This is a genomic window from Fructilactobacillus carniphilus (assembly GCF_024029675.1).
Lineage (GTDB): Bacteria > Bacillota > Bacilli > Lactobacillales > Lactobacillaceae > Fructilactobacillus > Fructilactobacillus carniphilus.
In genome coordinates this window covers 764311-785066 of sequence record NZ_CP097121.1, presented here as the reverse complement: position 1 = coordinate 785066, position 20756 = coordinate 764311, and the positions used below count along the sequence as shown (strand labels likewise).

Below are 20756 nucleotides of genomic sequence, written 5' to 3'. Positions count from 1 at the left end.
TTTGACTTTATTAGTATTAAGATAAGAAAAATTTGGGTGTATTTCATGCATAAGTATCGTAAATTAGCAAAGAAAATAAAGCAACGAGCTCAAGAACTGCAGACTATGACAGATCAAGAGCTAAAACGACAGACAACTGAGTTACGAGATCAACTTAAGAATGGAAAAAGTTTAGATGACATTCTCATAGAAAGTTATGCAACCGTTTGTGAAGCCGATCGGAGAATTTTAGGATTAACTCCCTATCTAACGCAGATTATTGGAGCCCTTGTATTGCATGAAGGTAATATTGCTGAAATGAAAACTGGAGAAGGGAAAACGCTGACGGCAACAATGCCGCTCTATCTTCATGGTTTAATTGGAAACGGAGTTTTTCTAATTACAGCTAACCCTTATCTAGCTCGAAGAGATGCTGAAGAAATTGGAAAGGTATATCGTTGGCTAGGATTGACGGTTGGATTAGGAGTTCCCAATGATGATGAAGAGGATGATGACGAACGTGAATTAGACCAAATTTATGCTTCTGATATTGTGTATACAACACATAGTAGTCTTGGATTTGATTACTTATTTGATAATTTAGCAACCACTCCAGACAAACAGCACATTAAACGGCTGAACTATGCAATTATTGATGAAATTGATTCAATTTTATTGGATCAAGCACAGACTCCACTAATTGTTTCAGGAGCACCAAACGTTAAGTCTAATTTATATGAACTTTCTGAGTTGATGATTCACCAATTAAAAGAGGGAATCGATTTCAAAACAGCAACTGACGCTAAGAGCGTGTGGTTGACTCCGGCTGGAATCTCGCATTTAGAAGAATTCGCTGGAATTAAAGATTTACTAAGTGAAAAGCACCATAATCTTTATCGGCACCTTGTTTTAGCTCTAAAAGCCAATTATTTATTTACTAAGGACAGAGATTATGTGGTTGAAGCTCAAACCGTTGTTTTATTGGATAAAATGAATGGGCGTAAGTTACCGGGAACTAAATTACAGGCTGGATTACACCAAGCAATTGAAGCTAAAGAAGGCGTAAAACTTAGTGATGAAACTAAGGGCATGGCCAGCATTACATATCAAAACTTATTTAAGTTATTTACTCGAATCTCAGGAATGACTGGAACAGCATTGACGGATGCTGATGAGTTTCGGGATACTTATCATCTTAACACCATCGTGATTCCGACAAATCAAAAGGTAATTCGCAAGGACCATCCAGATCAGGTTTATGTTACTAATCAGGCTAAAATCGAGGCGTCGCTTGCTAAGCTAGAGGAAATTACCCAGCAAAACCGACCAGTTTTAATTGAAACCGGTTCGGTGTCGATGTCAGAGTTATATTCTCGTTTGCTACTTGCTAAGGGTTATGCGCATAACGTTTTGAACGCTACTAGTGCAGCAAAAGAAAATCGGATTATTAAAGAAGCCGGAAATGTTGATTCAATCACAGTGGCCACAGCCATGGCTGGTCGGGGGACTGACATCAAACTTTCTAATGATGCTAAAAAAAACGGTGGGTTATATGTGATTGGAACGGAGCGGATGTCTTCTGCTAGAATTGATAACCAATTGCGTGGACGATCCGGACGCCAAGGAGAACCGGGAGACAGTATGTTTTTTGTTTCATTGGAAGATAAAATTGTGACTGAAAATGCACCTAAATGGGTAAAAAAATTTCGGAAACAATGCATTTCCAATCCTAATTTTGATATTAACCAACCATTAACAGAATTACGGATCAAGCACGTTGTTGATCGGGCTCAAAGTGTACAAAAAAATAGTGAAGTTTCTGGAAGGAGACAAACGTTAGCATTTGATGAAGTTGCTAAGGTACAAAGGAATTATCTATATCAATTAAGAAATAAAATTATGAGATCTGCCGATTTAGATCAGCTAATGATTACTGCGATTAGAACGGTCATTTCAAATTTTGTTAGTTATGTGCATAGTTATACTGAAGTGATGGACTTCATTTATAACAATATTGATTATTTCTTTGTTGATGAAAAGCAGATTTTGGAACAATCTTGGGAAAATCCCTCATTTTTGACCGAATTTCTTTTGAAATTGATTAAACAGCAGGAACAGAAAGTTTTTAAACAGTTTAGTAGCGATGATCAACTTTTATATTACAAACGATTAGTATTATTAAAATCAATTGATTTGATGTGGATTGAACAAGTAGATGCACTACAGCAACTAAAAGAAGTAGTTAGCAATCGAAATTGGGGGCAGCATAAACCAGTTTATGAATATCAAACCGAAGCGCAAAGATCGTTTGAAGCAATGAAAAATGAAATTTATCTACTGATTCTGAAAAATACTTTATTATCTGAAATCGTCTATCAGGATGATGGAACAATTAAACTTGTTTTTGTTTAGATTTGGAATTAATGATGGGGGAATAAAATGAAAGTAGTCTTAAAAAGAGTGATGTTTACTCTGTGGTTGTTAATTATTTTTGAATTAGGGAGCTTAATCCTATTGCCAGGTTTTGCGCCGCGTAATTATGTTAATTCAGTTTTGCAAAATTCATATATTAACGTAGTTTCAGGCAATTTTGGAAGTCAAATTACGGTTCCCAGTTTGTTTGCTTTAGGAATGGGTCCGTACATGACAGCGTTGATTATCTGGCAGACAATTGCTTCAATTAGTGAAAAAACAACGCAACGATTATCACAAAAAGCAGTTGGAACAATTCAAAAATTGTTGACGCTAATCTTCGCTATTTTACAGGCCGTTATGACGGCTTTTTTATTCCTAAAATACAAACCCGATTATTTTGGTTATTCAGAGGCACTATTTTACCTTTTTATCTTAATGATTTTGGTGGCCGGGGCAATGTTAATTGTCTGGATGGCTGATTTAAACGCTAAATTTGGAATCGGCGGAACTAGTATTTTCATTATTCCTGGACTAATCAAAAGTTTACCCAATGTTTTAAATTCCGGGCGAACGGAGCCCCTTCATTTTTCGATACTAGGTTGGTTGATTGTTTTACTGATTGTCTTAGCTTTCGTTTATATTTCGGTGTTTATGAATAATTCGGAAACTAGAATTGAAATTCAGCGAATTAATATTAATAATCGTCTGACTAATTCATATATTCCGATTAAGGTGTTAGTTTCAGGGGCAATGCCGTTCATGTTTGCTTTGTCACTGTTCTCAATTCCTAGTATTTTATTTGCCCAGTCAAACTTGGAAACCTCATTTTTAACTACACTATTTTCCTTTCATAATTGGCAAGGAATCTTTACATATGGAGTTATTATTGTAATTCTCGGCTATGGTTTTGCGTTTGTTAATTTTCAGCCTTCTAATATTGCGAAGTCTTTGAAAAAAAGTGGTGATTACATTATGGATGTGACACCTGGAATTACAACTGAAAAATATTTAACGAATAAATTATTTATAATGGCCTTTTTAGGGAATGTTTTTATGTTAGCAGTGGCACTCATTCCATTAATAATTGGATTGTTCTACGGACCGGCTACGAATTTTTCTTTTTTATTTGGCTCAATTCTAATTTTAGTCACCATGTTAGATGGAATCTTTCAAGAGATTAAAGCTTTATTGATTAAAAACCAATATCAAATTTTTTAGCACTAATACCGCAGGAGCACATTTATGTTTTATTTAATCCCGAACTGGGAAAAAGATTCGTTAAATTTAGATTACGATGTAATTTTAAATTATGCACTGATGTTAGAAGAAAATGATGAGCCATATGTGCTTGTTACGGACACTTTTTCTCCTTTTTTACCATACCAATTAAATCGGTTTAATTTGCTTCATTCTTGCTATTTTCAAACCTTTGATGCGATTCAAGGAGTTTCAAGTCACTTAGGGAAACCACTAGCGCTGGAGGATCTTCCGGAGCTAGATGGATTGGAAAGAATCTATTCGCCCAGCGGAATAATATTGGCTAAAGACGGAGTAAAAGTAGCCTTTGCAGAAATGTTCGCTGATCAATTTTTACAAAAAATCACCTATTTTTCTAATGAAAATCAACGGATTGACCAATTCGATGCCCGTGGCTTTTTAGCACGACGTCAATTTTTGCTTGATTCTAAATTACAAAAGGAAGTTCTGTATGATCCAACCGGGGAAGCGGTGCTGAACATTGATTACACTGCTGCTGATCAAGTTACAATTTTGGCGCATAGCAAGCGCTTTGATAAAACAAAATATACAAGGATGGATGATTTAAAACTAGAAGTCCTAGAAAAGTATTTTGCTAAGGAATCAAATCAGCCCCGCATAATTACAGCAATTGGTCCAGAAAATAAAGAGGTTACGAAGAAATTAAACCAAAATTACCAACTTGCCCTAGCTTTTAATGATACTGATTATCATAATCGTGATTTGATGAAAGCGGCTCTTGCTCTAAATGCACCGATGCTCCTGCCAAGTTCAAACATTGCCACTCAAGTCCAACAAATTAGTGGGAATAATCCAGCTAATTTGCAAGTGGTTTCACCATATACAACTAAATTAGATTTGGGAAACAGTAATAGTAACGACACTCAGATTATCCTATGGTACATCCGTTCAATGGATTCTAAACGATTTGCTAAAATGGCGGTTCCGGTGATTCAAATGATTGTGGCAGATGAGGATTTAGCACTTACCATTGATACACCAGCGCAAGCCATTTTTAATTCGAGTCAAGCACTGATTAAGCAAGCAATTGAGAATTTCTTCCAAATTTCGCTGGATTCCGAAGACTTTCAGTGGGTTCAACATTATTTGCAACAGAAGGCGCGTCACTTAGTCACCGTTGGGTTAGCTAAAGAAGCGAAGATGCGGAAACAAAAATCCAACTGGAAACGCTTAATAAAAGCAGCCGAAACCGTGGATCGGATACGGGTGCAGGGTAATAGTTCAGTTGATTTTTATGACTATGAATTTAATCGAATTCGTGTTTTGGTTGACCTGTCTCAGGTTCCGGATACTTATTTACAAGTAAAAGCAATCAGTGCTGGAATCCCACAAATTAACCACGTAGCCACTCAATTTGTTAAAAACTATCAAAATGGAATTGTGATTAAAGAAGATGATAAATTGGTTGCTGCACTTCAATATTTTGTTCACACCTTAAAAAATTGGAATCAAGCTTTGGTTGACAACGTTAAGGAAATTTCCGCCTTTTCGGGGGCAGCTAATATTAAAAAATTAAAATCAATTTTTAAAGATGGAGGTGCATAGGGTGGTACGACAAACAAAAGTAATTCAATTAGGTGGTTCAGAGCTACCAATTAAAGAGCATTTTAGTGAAAGTTTTACTTTTCAATATTTTTCTTTGAAACTACCGGAAGATGTGGTGGCAATGGAAGATGAATTGTTTAAAGAGGACCAATTACGAAATCGCTATCAACTGGCCGTTTTTATTTTAGGACCGCAGTCGTTCGCATATTTAATGCCACAATTGTTAAAACAATTGCCAGCTCATCAAATCATCTATGGTCAAGCTGATAAAACGACTGTGGAGATTGATGATTTACTGCAGTCTAAGTTTGCAAAACAAGTTGATTTGTTGCGACCTGGTGCAGTGGTTAAGTTCATTGAGGACGTCTTTTTCAAAGGGCAATTTGGATTGCGACTTGAATTTGAGCAAATGGAGGTTACTTCTACTTTTCGGGGTAAAATCACGCAATTAGGGAATGGCCGGATTAGCATCCACGATGCTGATTTAAATGGTTGGACACAGGCGATTAACCAACGGATGACGTTGGCGTTAGAAAAAGAAACTAATTATGAATTTTGGCCGGAATTTAAATTGAATTCAGGGGCAGAGGTTCAGTTTAAACTTTATCTTTTAGATAAAACGGGCGTGGAAATTAAGGAGTGCTATTTAGTTAAAGGGGACGAACTTAAAAAGGGGCAGGCCTTTCGCTTTAAAACTCCTAATGAAGAATGCATGTTGTATGTTTCCGTTTTTTTGAATGGAAATGTGACCGTGTTTTCGTTGCAAAATTTACATATTCGAAAATTTCGTCGTGAATTTGGAACTTATCTAGTTGATGCAAAGCTGATTTCTGATCCGATTAATGATAATGGGCAGATTGCTTACTACTTCAATCCAGGAGATTTCAAACCACCTTTAAATGTTTATTTCAGCGGATTTAGAACAGCAGAGGGGTTTGAAGGAAATCGGATGATGAGTCAGTTAGGAGATGGGCATGCCCCCTTTCTTTTGATTGCTGATGAGCGATTAGCGGGTGGAGCGTTTTATATTGGTAGCAAAGAATTCGAAACCGAAGTTGTTAAAATGATTTGCGATCATCTTAATCAGCTTCATTTCTCTTCTAAAGATTTAATCCTATCAGGGCTATCAATGGGAACTACAGCGGCGCTTTATTATGCTGCTAAATTAGCTCCGTATGCGGTAATAGTGGGGAAGCCCTTAGTTAACTTAGGAACCATTGCTGCTAATGAACGGATTAATCGTCCGCATCAATTTGAAACCGCTTTAGATTTACTCCTGTTACGGGAAGGGTCAACTGAAATTGCTGCGCAAAATAACTTAAATCAATATTTTTGGGATAATTTTTCCAGTGGCGACTTTACCAATACAACTTTTGCCATTGCTTATATGCGTCAGGACGATTATGATCGAGAAGCTTTTCATGACTTATTTAACTTTTTGAAGAATCAAAATCCGTTTATTCGGATTCTGTATAAGGGCCTAACTGGGCGCCATAATGATGATACTAGTGGAGTAGGTGCATGGTTCCAGCGACAATATCAGAACATTCTTGCGCGTGATTTTAACCGAAAGGCATAGACAAATGGATAGTGAATGTACAATTTTAACTTGGGGGCAAGCTTTAAACGCTGCTGAAACGCACGGGGCTCTCGTTAATTATGAAATGGATGGAGTTGAAATTTCAGCCCCCATGCTTCCTCCGGGAACTGATTTATATACGTGGAGATCACAGCAAAGCTTTGATGTGACCCGTTCTCAAGGAGCATTGCCACTCTTAGAAGTAAAAAAGGAATATCAACTAATTAGTAAAATTAGGATGAATCCCGAACAATCAATTTATTTTAAAATTAATACTTATGACCGTAATCAGCACTTGGTTAAAGAATTTATATTAGACGAATCCAATCCTACTTTTCGGTATCCAGAAACAGCGCAATCGTATGAAATTTCGCTAGTTATGAAGGCTAACCATGATTTTACCTTTCATTGGGTAGCACTAATGCCAGTTGACGTCATTAAAAGAATGCGTTTGTCAGTAAGTAATGATTTAAATGCAACGTGGGTTCAGGATCAACATCCCAATATGATTGCTTTGTACCTTGGTCGGAGAGATTCTGAGAGTTGGTTGATTCCAATAAAACCACATCAAACTACGGTAGTCGTAAGATTATCTCCGACTGAACTTAATGACTTATCGCTTGCCAAGTCCGTGCTACAAAAGTTAATTACCAGCATTCAGAGGGAAAATACATTGGAATTACCACTTATGATTAATGGTTATGGATATCCAATGCCTCAGCTAATTAAAATGGTAAATGAATTGATTATAAGTGCAAAAAAGGATAGATAAATGCAGACTAAATCCAACGTCCCACCAATGAATTTTTTTGTAAATCGAGCAATGGGAGTCGGTAATTCTGGAATTGAACATGCTGAATTTTACCGAGCTCATCGCTTTGACGAGGCTCATTTACCGTATCGCTTGGTGTTTGTTCAATTAATTAAAAACTTGCACGAAGCGATGGATAAATGGCATTTGAAAAATCAACAAGTAGTTAATATGTATGAATATTTCGTGTTGGGAGAACGTTATTTAACGGATGGAGTTCAACAATTTTATGAATATCAAGATCGTCAGGTTGCTGATAAGCATGGGGTTCCACTCTTGTTAGAAACAATCACGAGTTCCGGAATTCATATTGTTGAAACGATGATTCGCTACCAAAAACCCCAAGACTTATTTATGGCTTCTAAAGTTGAACTTTTTGAACAAGCTACGGGAGATCGAAAGGTTACCTTTAATTTTTACCGGACTAACCATCAGCAAACCGTAATTCGGAATATTCACCTGTTTAAGCAAAATGGAAAACATTTATTCTTCTGGAATGAAATTCAAGTGCAACGATATTTCTTTGCTCAGCTCGATCTGGCGTTTGGTTCTAAAAGTAATTGGTTCTTGGACCGGGGGGAGGAAAGTGAAGTAGCCCTTTTTTACCCTAAATTTCCCAATAGTAAGGTTATTGAAATGGTGCATGCGGATCACTTGTCCGATCGAAATGATCCTAACCATCCTTTATGGAATAACTATTATGAATATTCCTTAACCCATTTAGACCAAATTGATTTGGTGATTTCTGCAACAGAAATCCAAACCCAAGACTTTCTCAAGGATTTCCCCAATGATAAGCATAAATTTATTACCATTCCTGTCGGTGGAGTTAGCGACAATCACAAGCCCATTAAACCAAAGTGGCATCCTGGAAAACAACTTCACCTAGTGACGGCCTCACGGCTAGCTGGTGAAAAACATATTGATATTGCAGTTCGTGCTGTTGCTAAAATCAAACAACAAGGGTATGACGTCACTTTTGATATTTATGGGATAGGAAGTCAAAATAAGATTATTAGTGACATAATTGCCACTTCATCAGCTGGAGATTACATTCACCTCAAAGGATTTTCAAGTGAATTGGAAAAAGTCTATCCTAAGTATGATGCTTTTTTAACTGCATCATTTTCTGAAGGATTTGGGTTATCAACCGTTGAAGCTTTGAACGCTGGATTACCCGTGATTGGATATAATGCTCGGTTTGGCTCATTAGAAATGATTCACGATGGCCAAAATGGATTCTTAGAACCATTTAAAGTTGGAGACGATAATTTATACTTCAACGTAAATAGTTTGGCTAGGGGGATTAAACGGTTGCTAGATTGCGATTACCCCCAAGTTTGTCAAGCAACGCAGACCACAATGGAACAATTTCGCCATCGTGAAATTACACGGAAATGGGAGGAAGTCGTTCATGCACTACGAATTAGTGAATAAAATTGATGTAAAAAATCCCAGTTGGCCGATCCAAAAACAACGATTAATGGACAAAAATGGGCAACTGATTACACTGGCCCCGGATCCAAATTTGAGAAATCAATTAAATCAAGAAAAAATTAATGGAATTAATGTTTTAGACCAATATACGGGTCGAAAAATTGATTTTAATCCAGATCAATATCTTTACTTTAATCAAGTTCCTACTGTTACTGGAGCAGAAATCTTCATGAATCCCGATTTTAGTGTTGATGTAATTGCTGATGGGGACGTAATCGGGAATGTAATCTTGCGTTCGTTAACTCGTCGACATGTCCAACAAGTAAATTACGTATATCCCAATGGTGAACGTGACTTTACCGAAATTTATGCAAGTGATGGGAAAAAATTCAGTAATGAGATTTACACTGATAATCAATTACAGCGGACGGATTTTTATGATAATCAAGAACGACCAGTGGTTCGTTTTTATTATGACGATGGACAAGTGCAACGAATAACAATCGAGAACTTTACAACGATGCAAATCACAGCAACTTATGAGGTAATGCACCAATTTTTTGCTGCAAAACTCAAACAGATTTTAACGGAACAAGATACTGTGAACATTAACTACCTGGGGATTGAAATGTGGTCGCTAGACAACACTAAATCGCATAATACCTTATATTTAACGGAAGACCCTTTGAATTCTGATGGAAAGATTAAACGTAATTTGTATGATATTTTGCTTGATAACATTAAATTTATTCAAAGTGTTCATATGAATCAAAATCAGTTTGAAAAAATAAAATCCACGAAATTATCCACCGAAAAAATTGTAGTTGAATAGTCTTAATCCAGAGAGGAAATTTCATGAATGCTAAAAAAGATAGTTTGCAAGAGGACATTCAAAGGCGTTTTAATCACGAAAAAAAATTTATTGCGGATGCGGATGACGAAAAACCGAAGGGACATGGATTTATTATCGGAATGTCAGCAATAATGATGGTTATTATTTTAATTAGCACAGTGGCAACCTTTATTTCGATTATGAAGTAGTTAATTAAAACGGTATTGCAAGAGAATGATAATTGATATTAAATATTTTTCTATAATTATATTGTAATTTGTCTCTGAATTTTATAAGCTAGATAGTAACCGTTTATCCGGTTTGTAGAGTAGGAAAATTTTATGATAGGAGAGGTTTGGATGGAGAAGAATGAAAAGCATAAGCAAAATCTTAATCGTCTAGTCCATGAAAATGGAAAGATACATTATAAAATGTATAAGGACGGTAAGAAATGGGTTTTTGCTGGAATTACCATGATGGGTGGGATTTTAGGTGCCGGAGCTACAGTTAATGCTGCGCATGCGGATACAACTAGTGGTGCGGGGAACAATCCTAGTAAAGAAGCAAATAAGGATGTTTTAGCTGGAAATGATTCTGCTACGATTCCTTCTACTTCAGCCAATGATTCTATTGCTAATAACAATAGTAAACAAGACTCACAAGCACATTTAGATAAAGTTTCAGCTAGTATGAGTGAAGCACTATCTACATCAACAAGTGCCAGTCATTCGACTTCAGCTAGTAATTCTGTTAAAAGTAGTAGTAAACAAGATTCCCAATCCAAATCTGATAAGGCTAGCAATAATGAAGCTTTGACAGCTTCAAATATGAACAGTCAATCAAACTCAAATAGTACGAATGCAACGATCAAGAATTCTGCAAATAATGATTTGATTGATTCGCAAGCTCAATCTAGGATTGCTAATAAACAAGGTTCTGCATCAGGAATTATTAGAAGTAGCCAAGTAAGTGATAGCGGATTCAATTCTACTGTTACTTCAAATTCAGTTACAAATTATAATGAGGAGCAGAATGCATACAATGACATTAAAAAGCAAGCACCTAAAGATGCTGTGGTTACTATTAATGTCGATAATAAGATTGCTAACATTGGTCTACCAACTAATGTTGCTCCAAGTGCGGCAGTCTTATCAGCCGTTACAAATGCTGGAAATCAACATGATTTAAAGACCAACTTCCTATACTTGACAGCAACTGCAAACAAACAAGATACATTACATGTTTCACCTGATCCAGATAAAGGTCGGGATGACTTTAATAAAAGTGTAGAGTCTGGAGCAACTTCTAAAACTCCAAGTTCAGTGACTGTTTTAACTCCTGATCAAATTATTAATAATGATCAGTACAAGAATCAGGCAATTAAGGATGGTACATACGCAAATGTAACCGATTTTGCTGGATTAAAACAAGCTTGGGAAAATAACAAAATTCGTTACATTGATATTCATAATGACATCACTCCTAGTGATGGAATAACTTTAAATAACCGGGAAAATGGCAATGATATTATCATCAATGGTAATAATCATAATGTTGATCTTGGTGCCAATGGATTTAAGGTTCAAGGGAATCAAGCACAATCAACTAATGTTACTTTATCTAACATGATGATTAAACAAGGATTCAGCGATAATGTTAGTGAATCTGAATCATTAGTTTATGCTAATAGTGCAAATCAACTAATTGTGAATGTTAATAATATTCATTTAACTAGTTCTTCTAATGGAAAGTATCCGGTTCGGGCCATCTATGGTGAAGGAGCAAAGGTAACTTTCTCTGGAAACAATATTTTTGATGTTACTAGCGAAGTAACTCGTGGGGTTGGTAGAGTAGAAATTGCTGACAATGCGAATGTTACTTTAAATAGAAAAGATAATAGCAATAATACTACTGCTGCTGTTATAACCCCAGATGGAGAGTTTAACTTTAGTACCGTAGCTCCAGAGGGCAGCGTTGGTTATGGTAATGAATTAAAGATTGGAGACGGGGCATCTAATGCCGCTTATACAGTTGAAGGTTCTGTTGCCACTCAATCTCCAGTTACTGGTCAAATTGCTAAGATGAACGTTGGTAATAGTGTTACTTGGACGCAAAAAGGATTCCAAGGATTTATTAATGGGACTCAAGCTACGGTATATCCAAATGCTGAATTTATTTTTGGACAAAGCTTTAAGTTATATGCTCCAATCACGGTTTATCCTGGTTCAATTACTTTGATGGGGAACCAAAAAGTAATCTTTAACGCTGGTTCATTAATTGATATTAGACAAGTTTCAGATGGTTCAATCATTCGTTTGAATGATAAGTCTAGCATTCGATTTATTTCACCTAAGTCTTTACATTTGGCAATCATTGATAAAGATGGTAACCCTGGAACTACCACCGAAGGAATTATTTCTGGTACCGGTAAATTTACCATGAATAACTCTAAGATGATTACTTGGGATAGAACTAATTCCAAGGCCAACATGCCACAAGGACAAGCTTCAATGTCGTTTGACACGTTATCAGTTGAAAATGGAACTAAGACCATGGAAGGATTAGACGGTTCTTCTGGTAGTGGATTTGCAATTATCAGTAACTATACTCGAGAACTAGAAACAGATAATGCTTCTGTTGGTCCGATTGAAATTCAATATGTAGATCGAAATGGTAATGTAATTAGAACAACGACGATGCAACGCTCCAGTGATGATTACATTGGTAAGTACGTTCCTTTGAATAGTGATGAATACGTTAATAAGGAAATGCCAGAACACTACATGTGGGCACTCGGTGATCAAGTTCCAAGTTCTGCCAAGAGTGATGCTCAAAGTGGTGGGGACCCCACGAATATGGAAGATAACGGTGATGATACCGGTCAAGCTGGGATAGCAATTTTACCTCGTGGAAGTAAAAAATATGTTTACAAAATCTACGTTTATGGTAAACCCAATCCAAACGTTACCTACCAGTACATTGATGTAATGACTGGTAAACCAGTTCTAGTTACCGGTGAAAATTCTGAACAAGAAAATGTTCTTTCGAAGCATCAACCAGCAAACTATGGAAACACGATTAACTGGACCGATCCTTACTATACTCAAGAAAATGCCCCAGATAGCTATCATTATGCAACTGGCGAAGAGCTAAAGGGGAATAAACAACCTACTTCAACTTTTGTTACTGAAGATGCCATTAACGTTAAGATTTACGTTTACTCTAACAATTATCCATCACAATCTACTTCAGCAAGCATGAGTGATTCAGCAAGTTCTAAAGAAAGTATTTCTACAAGTACTAGTTCATCAACGAGCACTTCCGTAAGTAGTTCTGATAGTCTAAGTACGTCAACAAGTTCGTCTGACAGTTTGAGTGCATCTGTAAGTAGTTCTGATAGTCTAAGTACGTCAACAAGTTCGTCTGACAGTTTGAGTACATCTGTAAGTAATTCGGATAGCTTGAGTACATCAACAAGTTCATCAGACAGCTTAAGTACGTCGACTAGTTCGTCCGATAGTTTAAGCACTTCCGTAAGCAGTTCAGATAGCTTGAGTACGTCAACAAGTTCGTCCGATAGTCTAAGTACTTCAATTAGTGCCTCTGACAGCTTGAGTCAATCGGAAAGTAATAGTAATGCTAGCGATTCTGACAGTACATCAGTTAGCTCTTCCGATAGTCTAAGTACGTCAACAAGTTCATCCGATAGTTTGAGCACTTCTGTAAGCAATTCGGATAGTCTAAGTACGTCAACAAGTTCATCCGATAGTTTGAGCACTTCCGTAAGCAGTTCAGATAGCTTGAGTACGTCAACAAGTTCGTCTGACAGTTTGAGTACATCTGTAAGTAATTCGGATAGCTTGAGTACATCAATAAGTTCATCAGATAGTTTAAGTACTTCCGTAAGTAATTCGGATAGCTTAAGTACGTCAACAAGTTCGTCCGATAGTCTAAGTACTTCAATTAGTGCCTCTGACAGCTTGAGTCAATCGGAAAGTAATAGTAATGCTAGCGATTCTGACAGTACATCGACTAGCTCTTCCGATAGTTTGAGTACATCTGTAAGCAATTCGGATAGTCTAAGTACGTCAACAAGTTCATCCGATAGTTTGAGCACTTCCGTAAGTAGTTCGGATAGCTTAAGTACGTCAACAAGTTCGTCTGACAGTTTGAGTACATCTGTAAGCAATTCGGATAGCTTGAGTACATCAACAAGTTCATCAGATAGTTTAAGTACTTCCGTAAGTAGTTCGGATAGCTTAAGTACGTCAACAAGTTCATCAGATAGTTTGAGCACTTCCGTAAGTAATTCAGATAGCTTGAGTACTTCGACTAGTTCTTCCGATAGTTTAAGCACTTCCGTAAGTAGCTCTGATAGCTTAAGTACGTCAACAAGTTCATCAGATAGTTTAAGTACATCTGTAAGTAATTCGGATAGCTTTAGTACATCGACTAGTTCGTCCGATAGTTTGAGCACTTCTGTAAGCAATTCGGATAGCTTGAGTACATCAACAAGTTCATCAGATAGTTTAAGTACTTCCGTAAGTAGTTCGGATAGCTTAAGTACGTCAACAAGTTCATCAGATAGTTTAAGTACTTCCGTAAGTAGTTCGGATAGCTTAAGTACGTCAACAAGTTCATCAGATAGTTTGAGCACTTCCGTAAGTAATTCAGATAGCTTGAGTACTTCGACTAGTTCTTCCGATAGTTTAAGCACTTCCGTAAGTAGCTCTGATAGCTTAAGTACGTCAACAAGTTCATCAGATAGTTTAAGTACATCTGTAAGTAATTCGGATAGCTTTAGTACATCGACTAGTTCGTCCGATAGTTTGAGCACTTCTGTAAGCAATTCGGATAGCTTGAGTACATCAACAAGTTCATCAGATAGTTTAAGTACTTCCGTAAGTAGTTCGGATAGCTTAAGTACGTCAACAAGTTCATCAGATAGTTTGAGCACTTCCGTAAGTAATTCAGATAGCTTGAGTACTTCGACTAGTTCTTCCGATAGTTTAAGCACTTCCGTAAGTAGCTCTGATAGCTTAAGTACGTCAACAAGTTCATCAGATAGTTTAAGTACATCTGTAAGTAATTCGGATAGCTTTAGTACATCGACTAGTTCGTCCGATAGTTTGAGCACTTCTGTAAGTAGTTCAGATAGCTTGAGTACGTCGACTAGTTCTTCCGATAGTTTTAGTACATCTGTAAGCAATTCGGATAGCTTGAGTACGTCGACTAGTTCGTCTGACAGTTTAAGTACATCTGTAAGCAATTCGGATAGTCTAAGTACATCGACTAGTTCGTCCGATAGTTTGAGCACTTCTGTAAGCAGCTCTGATAGTCTAAGTACATCGACTAGTTCGTCCGATAGTTTGAGTACATCTGTAAGCAATTCGGATAGCTTGAGTACGTCGACTAGTTCGTCTGACAGTTTAAGTACATCTGTAAGCAATTCGGATAGTCTAAGTACATCGACTAGTTCGTCCGATAGTTTGAGTACTTCCGTAAGTAGTTCAGATAGCTTGAGTACATCAACTAGTTCGTCTGACAGTTTGAGCACTTCTGTAAGCAGCTCTGATAGTTTGAGTACGTCGACTAGTTCGTCTGACAGTTTAAGTAATTCAGATAGCTTAAGTACGTCGACTAGTTCGTCAGATAGTTTAAGTACATCTGTAAGTATTTCTGATAGTTTGAGTACTTCCGTAAGTAATTCAGATAGCTTGAGTACGTCGACTAGTTCATCAGATAGTTTGAGTACATCTGTAAGCAATTCGGATAGCCTAAGTACGTCAACAAGTTCATCCGATAGTTTGAGTACTTCTGTAAGCAATTCGAATAGTCTAAGTACGTCAACAAGTTCATCCGATAGTTTGAGCACATCTGTAAGCAATTCGGATAGTCTAAGTACGTCAACAAGTTCATCCGATAGTTTAAGTACATCTGTAAGCAATTCGGATAGCTTGAGTACATCGACTAGTTCGTCCGACAGTTTAAGTACATCTGTAAGCAATTCGGATAGCTTAAGTACATCAACAAGTTCGTCTGACAGTTTAAGTACATCTGTAAGCAATTCGGATAGCTTGAGTACATCAACAAGTTCGTCTGACAGTTTAAGTACTTCTGTAAGTATCTCGGATAGTCTAAGTACATCAACAAGTTCATCCGATAGTTTAAGTACATCTGTAAGTAGCTCTGATAGTTTGAGTACTTCAACAAGTACCTCAGTAAGTGCTTCCGATAGTTTAAACGGTTCAAATAATTCCAATGGTAGTAACGTTTCAGCTAACGGTTATGAAGTAAATAGTGGTAAGAAAGTAGAAAAACAATCTAAATTACCACAAGCTGGTGATCAATCAAATAACTTTACATTATTAGGGTTGTTGACAATGTTATTGGCTGGAATTGGAATCAAGCTTCGGAAACGTAATGAAAAATAGTTGATATAATAAAAGACGATTGATTAAAGTTGTTTTATTTAAATTTTAATCAGTCTATAAATGAAGATCCTATGGAAGATAGATTTTAACTACCTTTCATAGGATCTTTTTTTGAACAAAATACAAGTTTATTTAAAGCTATTCTCAAAAACTTCAATATTATTTTTAAGTTTATTAATTTTTAGTGGAAGATTAGTGACTGCCTTCAATAATTCAAAAACAACATTAAGTCATGATGGGTTTCAAGTGAAAAACGTATCTAATTCCGATTTAGTAAAGTTAGTCTGGTCGTTAATATAACTATGTCGGACTTCAGATGATAAAAGTTGGAGTAAACAAAAAAGTCTTATTTCGACTCAATGGCGGAATAAGACTTGAAAGTTGATAAAAGATAATAAATAACTTTTAATCTGTTTATTTTGTTATTAGAATAATAATATTTATGAGTAATTTGTTGAGTGCTCAAAAAAATGATACAATGAACTCAATTTTAATTTTGTTTCTATTCTTATTTTCTTCATTAAATTTACGAAAATGAAAAAATCTATATTTTCTTAAGTTTAGCATCTAAAAGTTAATCATAGAGCTCAAAATTAATGCGACTAACGCAAAACCAATGACTCCCATGACAATTTTAAGGCAAACACTCTTTAAGTCAGTTTTTTCTGGTTCAGGACGGCTTTCTTCAAGATGCTTAAATCTTTTTTCAAGGTCCTGATTAAGTAGTTTATGGTTGTTTTTCATAATGAGTGAATTATATAATCATTATCTGTAAGAATCAATTAATTTTAATTATAAATTTGTGAAAGAGGTTCAAGCGGAGAATGGCGTTATTGCAAAAACATCAATATAAAAAAACGGTTCAGCAAATTCTTGATCTAGCTGATCAATATCATGGGATGTCGGATGAAGAATTGCAACAACAAACGAACCTTTTGAAACAAGAAGTTGACGGACAACGCACCCGCTTAAAAGCTATCTTACCGAAAGCTTATGCCGTTGTTTGTGAGGCCGCCAGTCGTGTTTTAGGAATGCGTCCTTTCCCAGTCCAAATTCTTGGGGCAGTGGCCATGGAAGATGGGAACATTGCTGAAATGAAAACCGGAGAGGGAAAAACTTTAACTGCTACGATGCCGATGTATCTGCATGGGTTAACCGGAACAGGGAACTTTTTAATTACTGCAAACGAATACTTAGCTTCTCGCGATGCGCATGATATGGGTAAACTGTATCGGTGGCTTGGATTGACTGTTGCCAGTTCGGTTCCAGAAATTGGACAAAAGCCAGAAGATCGAGATTTGGACAAAATTTATGTCGCTAACATTGTGTATACTACGAACAGTACATTAGGGTTTGATTATCTGTTCGATAACTTAGCCAAAGTGCCGGAGGACCAACACCTACAGGCGTTAAATTTTGCCCTATTGGATGAAGCTGATGCGGTATTACTTGATACAGCGCAAACTCCCTTGGTGATTGCTGGGGTGCCACGGGTGCAGTCTAACTACTACCAAAGTGCAGATCGGGTGGTAAAGTTACTGGATAAAGAAGAAGATTACCAAATTAGTGATGACTTAAAAAATGCCTGGTTTACTCCGCAGGGAATCGTCAAGATGGAAAAATATTTGGACGTGGATAACCTGCTTTCAGGAACTTGGGCTGAGCTTTACCGGCACCTTGTGTTAGCCTTACGAGCGAACTACATTCAAAAAAGAGACCGGGACTACGTAGTCAAAGACGATGAAGTGGTACTAATTGATGCCGAAAATGGGCGGGAACTACCCGGTATGAAGATGCAGGCCGGAATGCATCAAGCCCTGGAAGCCAAGGAAGAAGTGAAGATTTCGATTGAACAGCGAACGATGGCCACAATTACTTATCAAGACTTATTCCGAATGTTCAACCAACTAGCCGGAATGACGGGAACTGCTGCGACGGATCGCAAAGAATTCCTTGAAGTATACAATCTGTCTGTCTTTAAGGTTCCCACCAATCGTCCAGATATTCGAAAGGACTACCCAGACCACCTGTTTATTAGTAATCGGGCCAAGTTGATGGCAACTTTAGACGTGGTCAAGGAAGCTCATGCTAAGGGTCGTCCTGTCTTAGTGGAAACTGGCTCATTGGATCTCTCAATTTTATATTCTAATTTATTGTTAAAGGAACGGATTCCACACAGTTTGTTAAACGCTCGCAGTGAGGTGAAGGAAGCAGAGATTATCCGTCACGCTGGAGAAGTTGGGTCCATCACGGTTGCAACTTCCATGGCCGGGCGGGGAACTGACATTAACATTACACCCGAGGTTGAAAAACTTGGAGGCCTATTAGTACTTGGAACTGAACGAATGCAAAGCAAGCGGATCGATAACCAGCTCCGAGGGCGAGCCGGACGTCAAGGAGCTCCGGGGGCTAGTGTCTTCTACGTTTCCCTCGAAGATAAAGTGGTGGTTGAAAACGCTCCAAAGTCGATTCGGAAATTTGCTTATGAACACGCGCATGATCAAAAGCAAATGCTGAATGATCACGGGCGTTTTCGTGATGCCATTGACCGATCTCAAAAGATTTTGACCAATCAAGAACGAAACGCTCGCTTTGAAACTCTCCAATATGGTGAAGTTTCACGGATTCAAAGAGAGAGTATCTACCAAACGAGAAATTGGATTATGCAGTCTCCCAACCTGGACGCAGTAATCAATCCGTGCTTTGAAGCAGTTGCCAAACAGTTTGTGAATAAGCAAGGACCATGGCTTAATTCTAATCAAACTATGTTGGAATTCATTTATCAAAATATTGATCCAGACTATCAACCCCAACAAAATTTGAAACAAGAGTCGCGTCCCGAAAAATTGAACCTACTTAAGGAAGTAATGGCGAATCGAATTAAGTTGATGCACCAAAAGTTACCGTACCAGGACCAGTGGCTCTACTTCGAACGCTTAGCAGTACTGCGGGAGGTTGACCAAGCATGGGTCGATCAGGTCGATCAACTGGATATGTTGATGCGGGTCACTAAGAGCAGAGCTATTGCCCAGGTGAATCCCATTTTCGAATACCAAAAGGAAGCTCAAAAGGCCTACCAAAAGATGCGGGATAAGATTAAGTTACAAGTGGTTAGAAACTTGACTAACTCAGAAGTGATTCCGCAATCAGACGGAACCGTTGACATTGAGTTCCCATAAGCGAAAGAAAGTGGTTATTACAAATGAAATTTTTACGGAAACATCTTTTACTAACCCGCGTGTTGTGGACATTAGCAATTTTGGTGATTTATCTGCTGGGACAAGCCATTATTATTCCTGGAATTGATCCGGCCGTCGCTAAAGCCATTTTACATCAACAAACCTATCTCCAGATGATGGGAATTACCATTGGAAGTCAATTTCAAGTGCCAACTCTATTCTCACTGGGACTCGGTCCTTATATGATTGGATTAATTGTCTGGCAGGCTATTACGGCATTAGATTTAGACTGGGTCAACCGATTAACAGTCAACCAAACGGGATACATTCAGAAGATTATTTCGTTATTCCTAGCAGTGCTGCAGGGTTTCCAAATGTTAGTATACATATCCCCCGCCTTGGTACCCGTATCGTTTATGAACATGACGATTCCGATGGAGTTTGTGCAAACTGGAATCCTTGTGATTTTGATTGCGGGAGCGATGTTGACCATCTTCATGGGAAACATGAATACCGAAAAAGGGCTTGGGGGGATTTCCATTTTGATTCTACCCGGCGTTTTACTGGGAATGCCTCGGATGTTACAAGCCGGTTGGCAAACTCTTAACTACAAGCTCACGGTGCCGCATTTAATTACAGCTGCAATTGTGTCGCTGGTAGTGATCATTCTGATTGTGATGTTGTTACAAATTGAACTACGGATTCCGTTACAGCGACCTTTGATGGAGGGAAGCGGGGCTGCTTCATATCTGCCATTTAAGCTATTACTGGCTGGTGCCATGCCGTTCATGTTTTCTTCGACGTTGTTCTTGGTTCCACGGGGTCTATTGTCTTCGAACGTAGCGTTACGGAATAACGGTTTTGCACAATTCGTCCAAGCAATTACGAACCAGCAAACGGTTGCCGGAATCATTAATTACGCTGTAATTATTATGCTGTTAACCTACGGATTCGGCTTTATTACGGTGCAACCGCTCCGGTTATCAAAGCAGATGAAAGAAAACAACGAATACATTTTAGATGTCTTTCCCGGACATGCGACAACTGAATACTTAATGAAGAGTTTCTGGTTAATGGCTACCATAGGTGGACTATGCCTAGTAGTCATTGCCACTGTTCCGTTGATTATCGGACTTAAGTGGCCGGGAATTGCCAACTACACTATTTACATTGGGAGTTTGGCCATTCTGATTACCTTGATTCAAGGTCTTTGGGAACAAATCCGAGCACTGTACAGTAAATCACACTATCGCGTTTTTGATTAAGG

At 37.7% G+C, this 20756-nt stretch carries 11 protein-coding genes; all 11 read left to right on the top strand.

Annotated elements, in window-relative coordinates:
- Positions 1-45 precede the first annotated feature (45 nt).
- On the top strand, positions 46-2391 hold the full coding sequence (secA2, locus tag M3M37_RS04020) for an accessory Sec system translocase SecA2 (protein WP_252794291.1): 2346 nt from the start codon (positions 46-48) through the stop codon (positions 2389-2391).
- Positions 2392-2418: 27 nt separating this feature from the next.
- Positions 2419-3612, top strand: a complete 1194-nt coding sequence (gene secY2, locus M3M37_RS04015) for an accessory Sec system protein translocase subunit SecY2 (protein ID WP_338028729.1) — start codon at positions 2419-2421, stop codon at positions 3610-3612.
- A gap of 24 nt (positions 3613-3636) precedes the next feature.
- The gene (asp1, locus tag M3M37_RS04010) at positions 3637-5217 is read left to right on the top strand and encodes an accessory Sec system protein Asp1 (protein ID WP_252794290.1); all 1581 of its coding nucleotides are present in this window, start codon (positions 3637-3639) and stop codon (positions 5215-5217) included.
- Position 5218: 1 nt separating this feature from the next.
- Positions 5219-6796 carry an accessory Sec system protein Asp2 gene (gene asp2 / locus M3M37_RS04005; protein ID WP_252794289.1) on the top strand — a complete coding sequence of 526 codons (1578 nt, stop codon included), beginning with the start codon at positions 5219-5221 and terminating at the stop codon, positions 6794-6796.
- 4 nt (positions 6797-6800) lie between these two features.
- A complete protein-coding gene (gene asp3, locus M3M37_RS04000) occupies positions 6801-7568 on the top strand; it encodes an accessory Sec system protein Asp3 (RefSeq protein ID WP_252794288.1) in 768 nt (255 codons plus the stop codon).
- A complete protein-coding gene (locus M3M37_RS03995) occupies positions 7569-9044 on the top strand; it encodes a glycosyltransferase (RefSeq protein ID WP_252794287.1) in 1476 nt (491 codons plus the stop codon).
- Positions 9022-9876 (top strand): hypothetical protein, encoded by an 855-nt coding sequence (locus tag M3M37_RS03990; RefSeq protein WP_252794286.1) that lies wholly within the window; start codon positions 9022-9024, stop codon positions 9874-9876. The genes M3M37_RS03995 and M3M37_RS03990 overlap by 23 nt, the downstream gene beginning before the upstream one ends.
- Before the next feature lie 23 nt (positions 9877-9899).
- A complete protein-coding gene (locus M3M37_RS03985) occupies positions 9900-10085 on the top strand; it encodes a hypothetical protein (protein ID WP_252794285.1) in 186 nt (61 codons plus the stop codon).
- Between the two features lie 150 nt (positions 10086-10235).
- A complete protein-coding gene (locus M3M37_RS03980) occupies positions 10236-16310 on the top strand; it encodes a KxYKxGKxW signal peptide domain-containing protein (protein ID WP_252794284.1) in 6075 nt (2024 codons plus the stop codon).
- Between the two features lie 824 nt (positions 16311-17134).
- Entirely contained in the window at positions 17135-19489 is a 2355-nt protein-coding gene (secA, locus tag M3M37_RS03975) for a preprotein translocase subunit SecA (RefSeq protein ID WP_252794283.1), read from the top strand.
- Between the two features lie 23 nt (positions 19490-19512).
- Positions 19513-20754, top strand: coding sequence for a preprotein translocase subunit SecY (locus M3M37_RS03970; RefSeq protein WP_252794282.1), 1242 nt, complete (start codon positions 19513-19515; stop codon positions 20752-20754).
- The last annotated feature ends 2 nt before the right edge of the window (positions 20755-20756 follow it).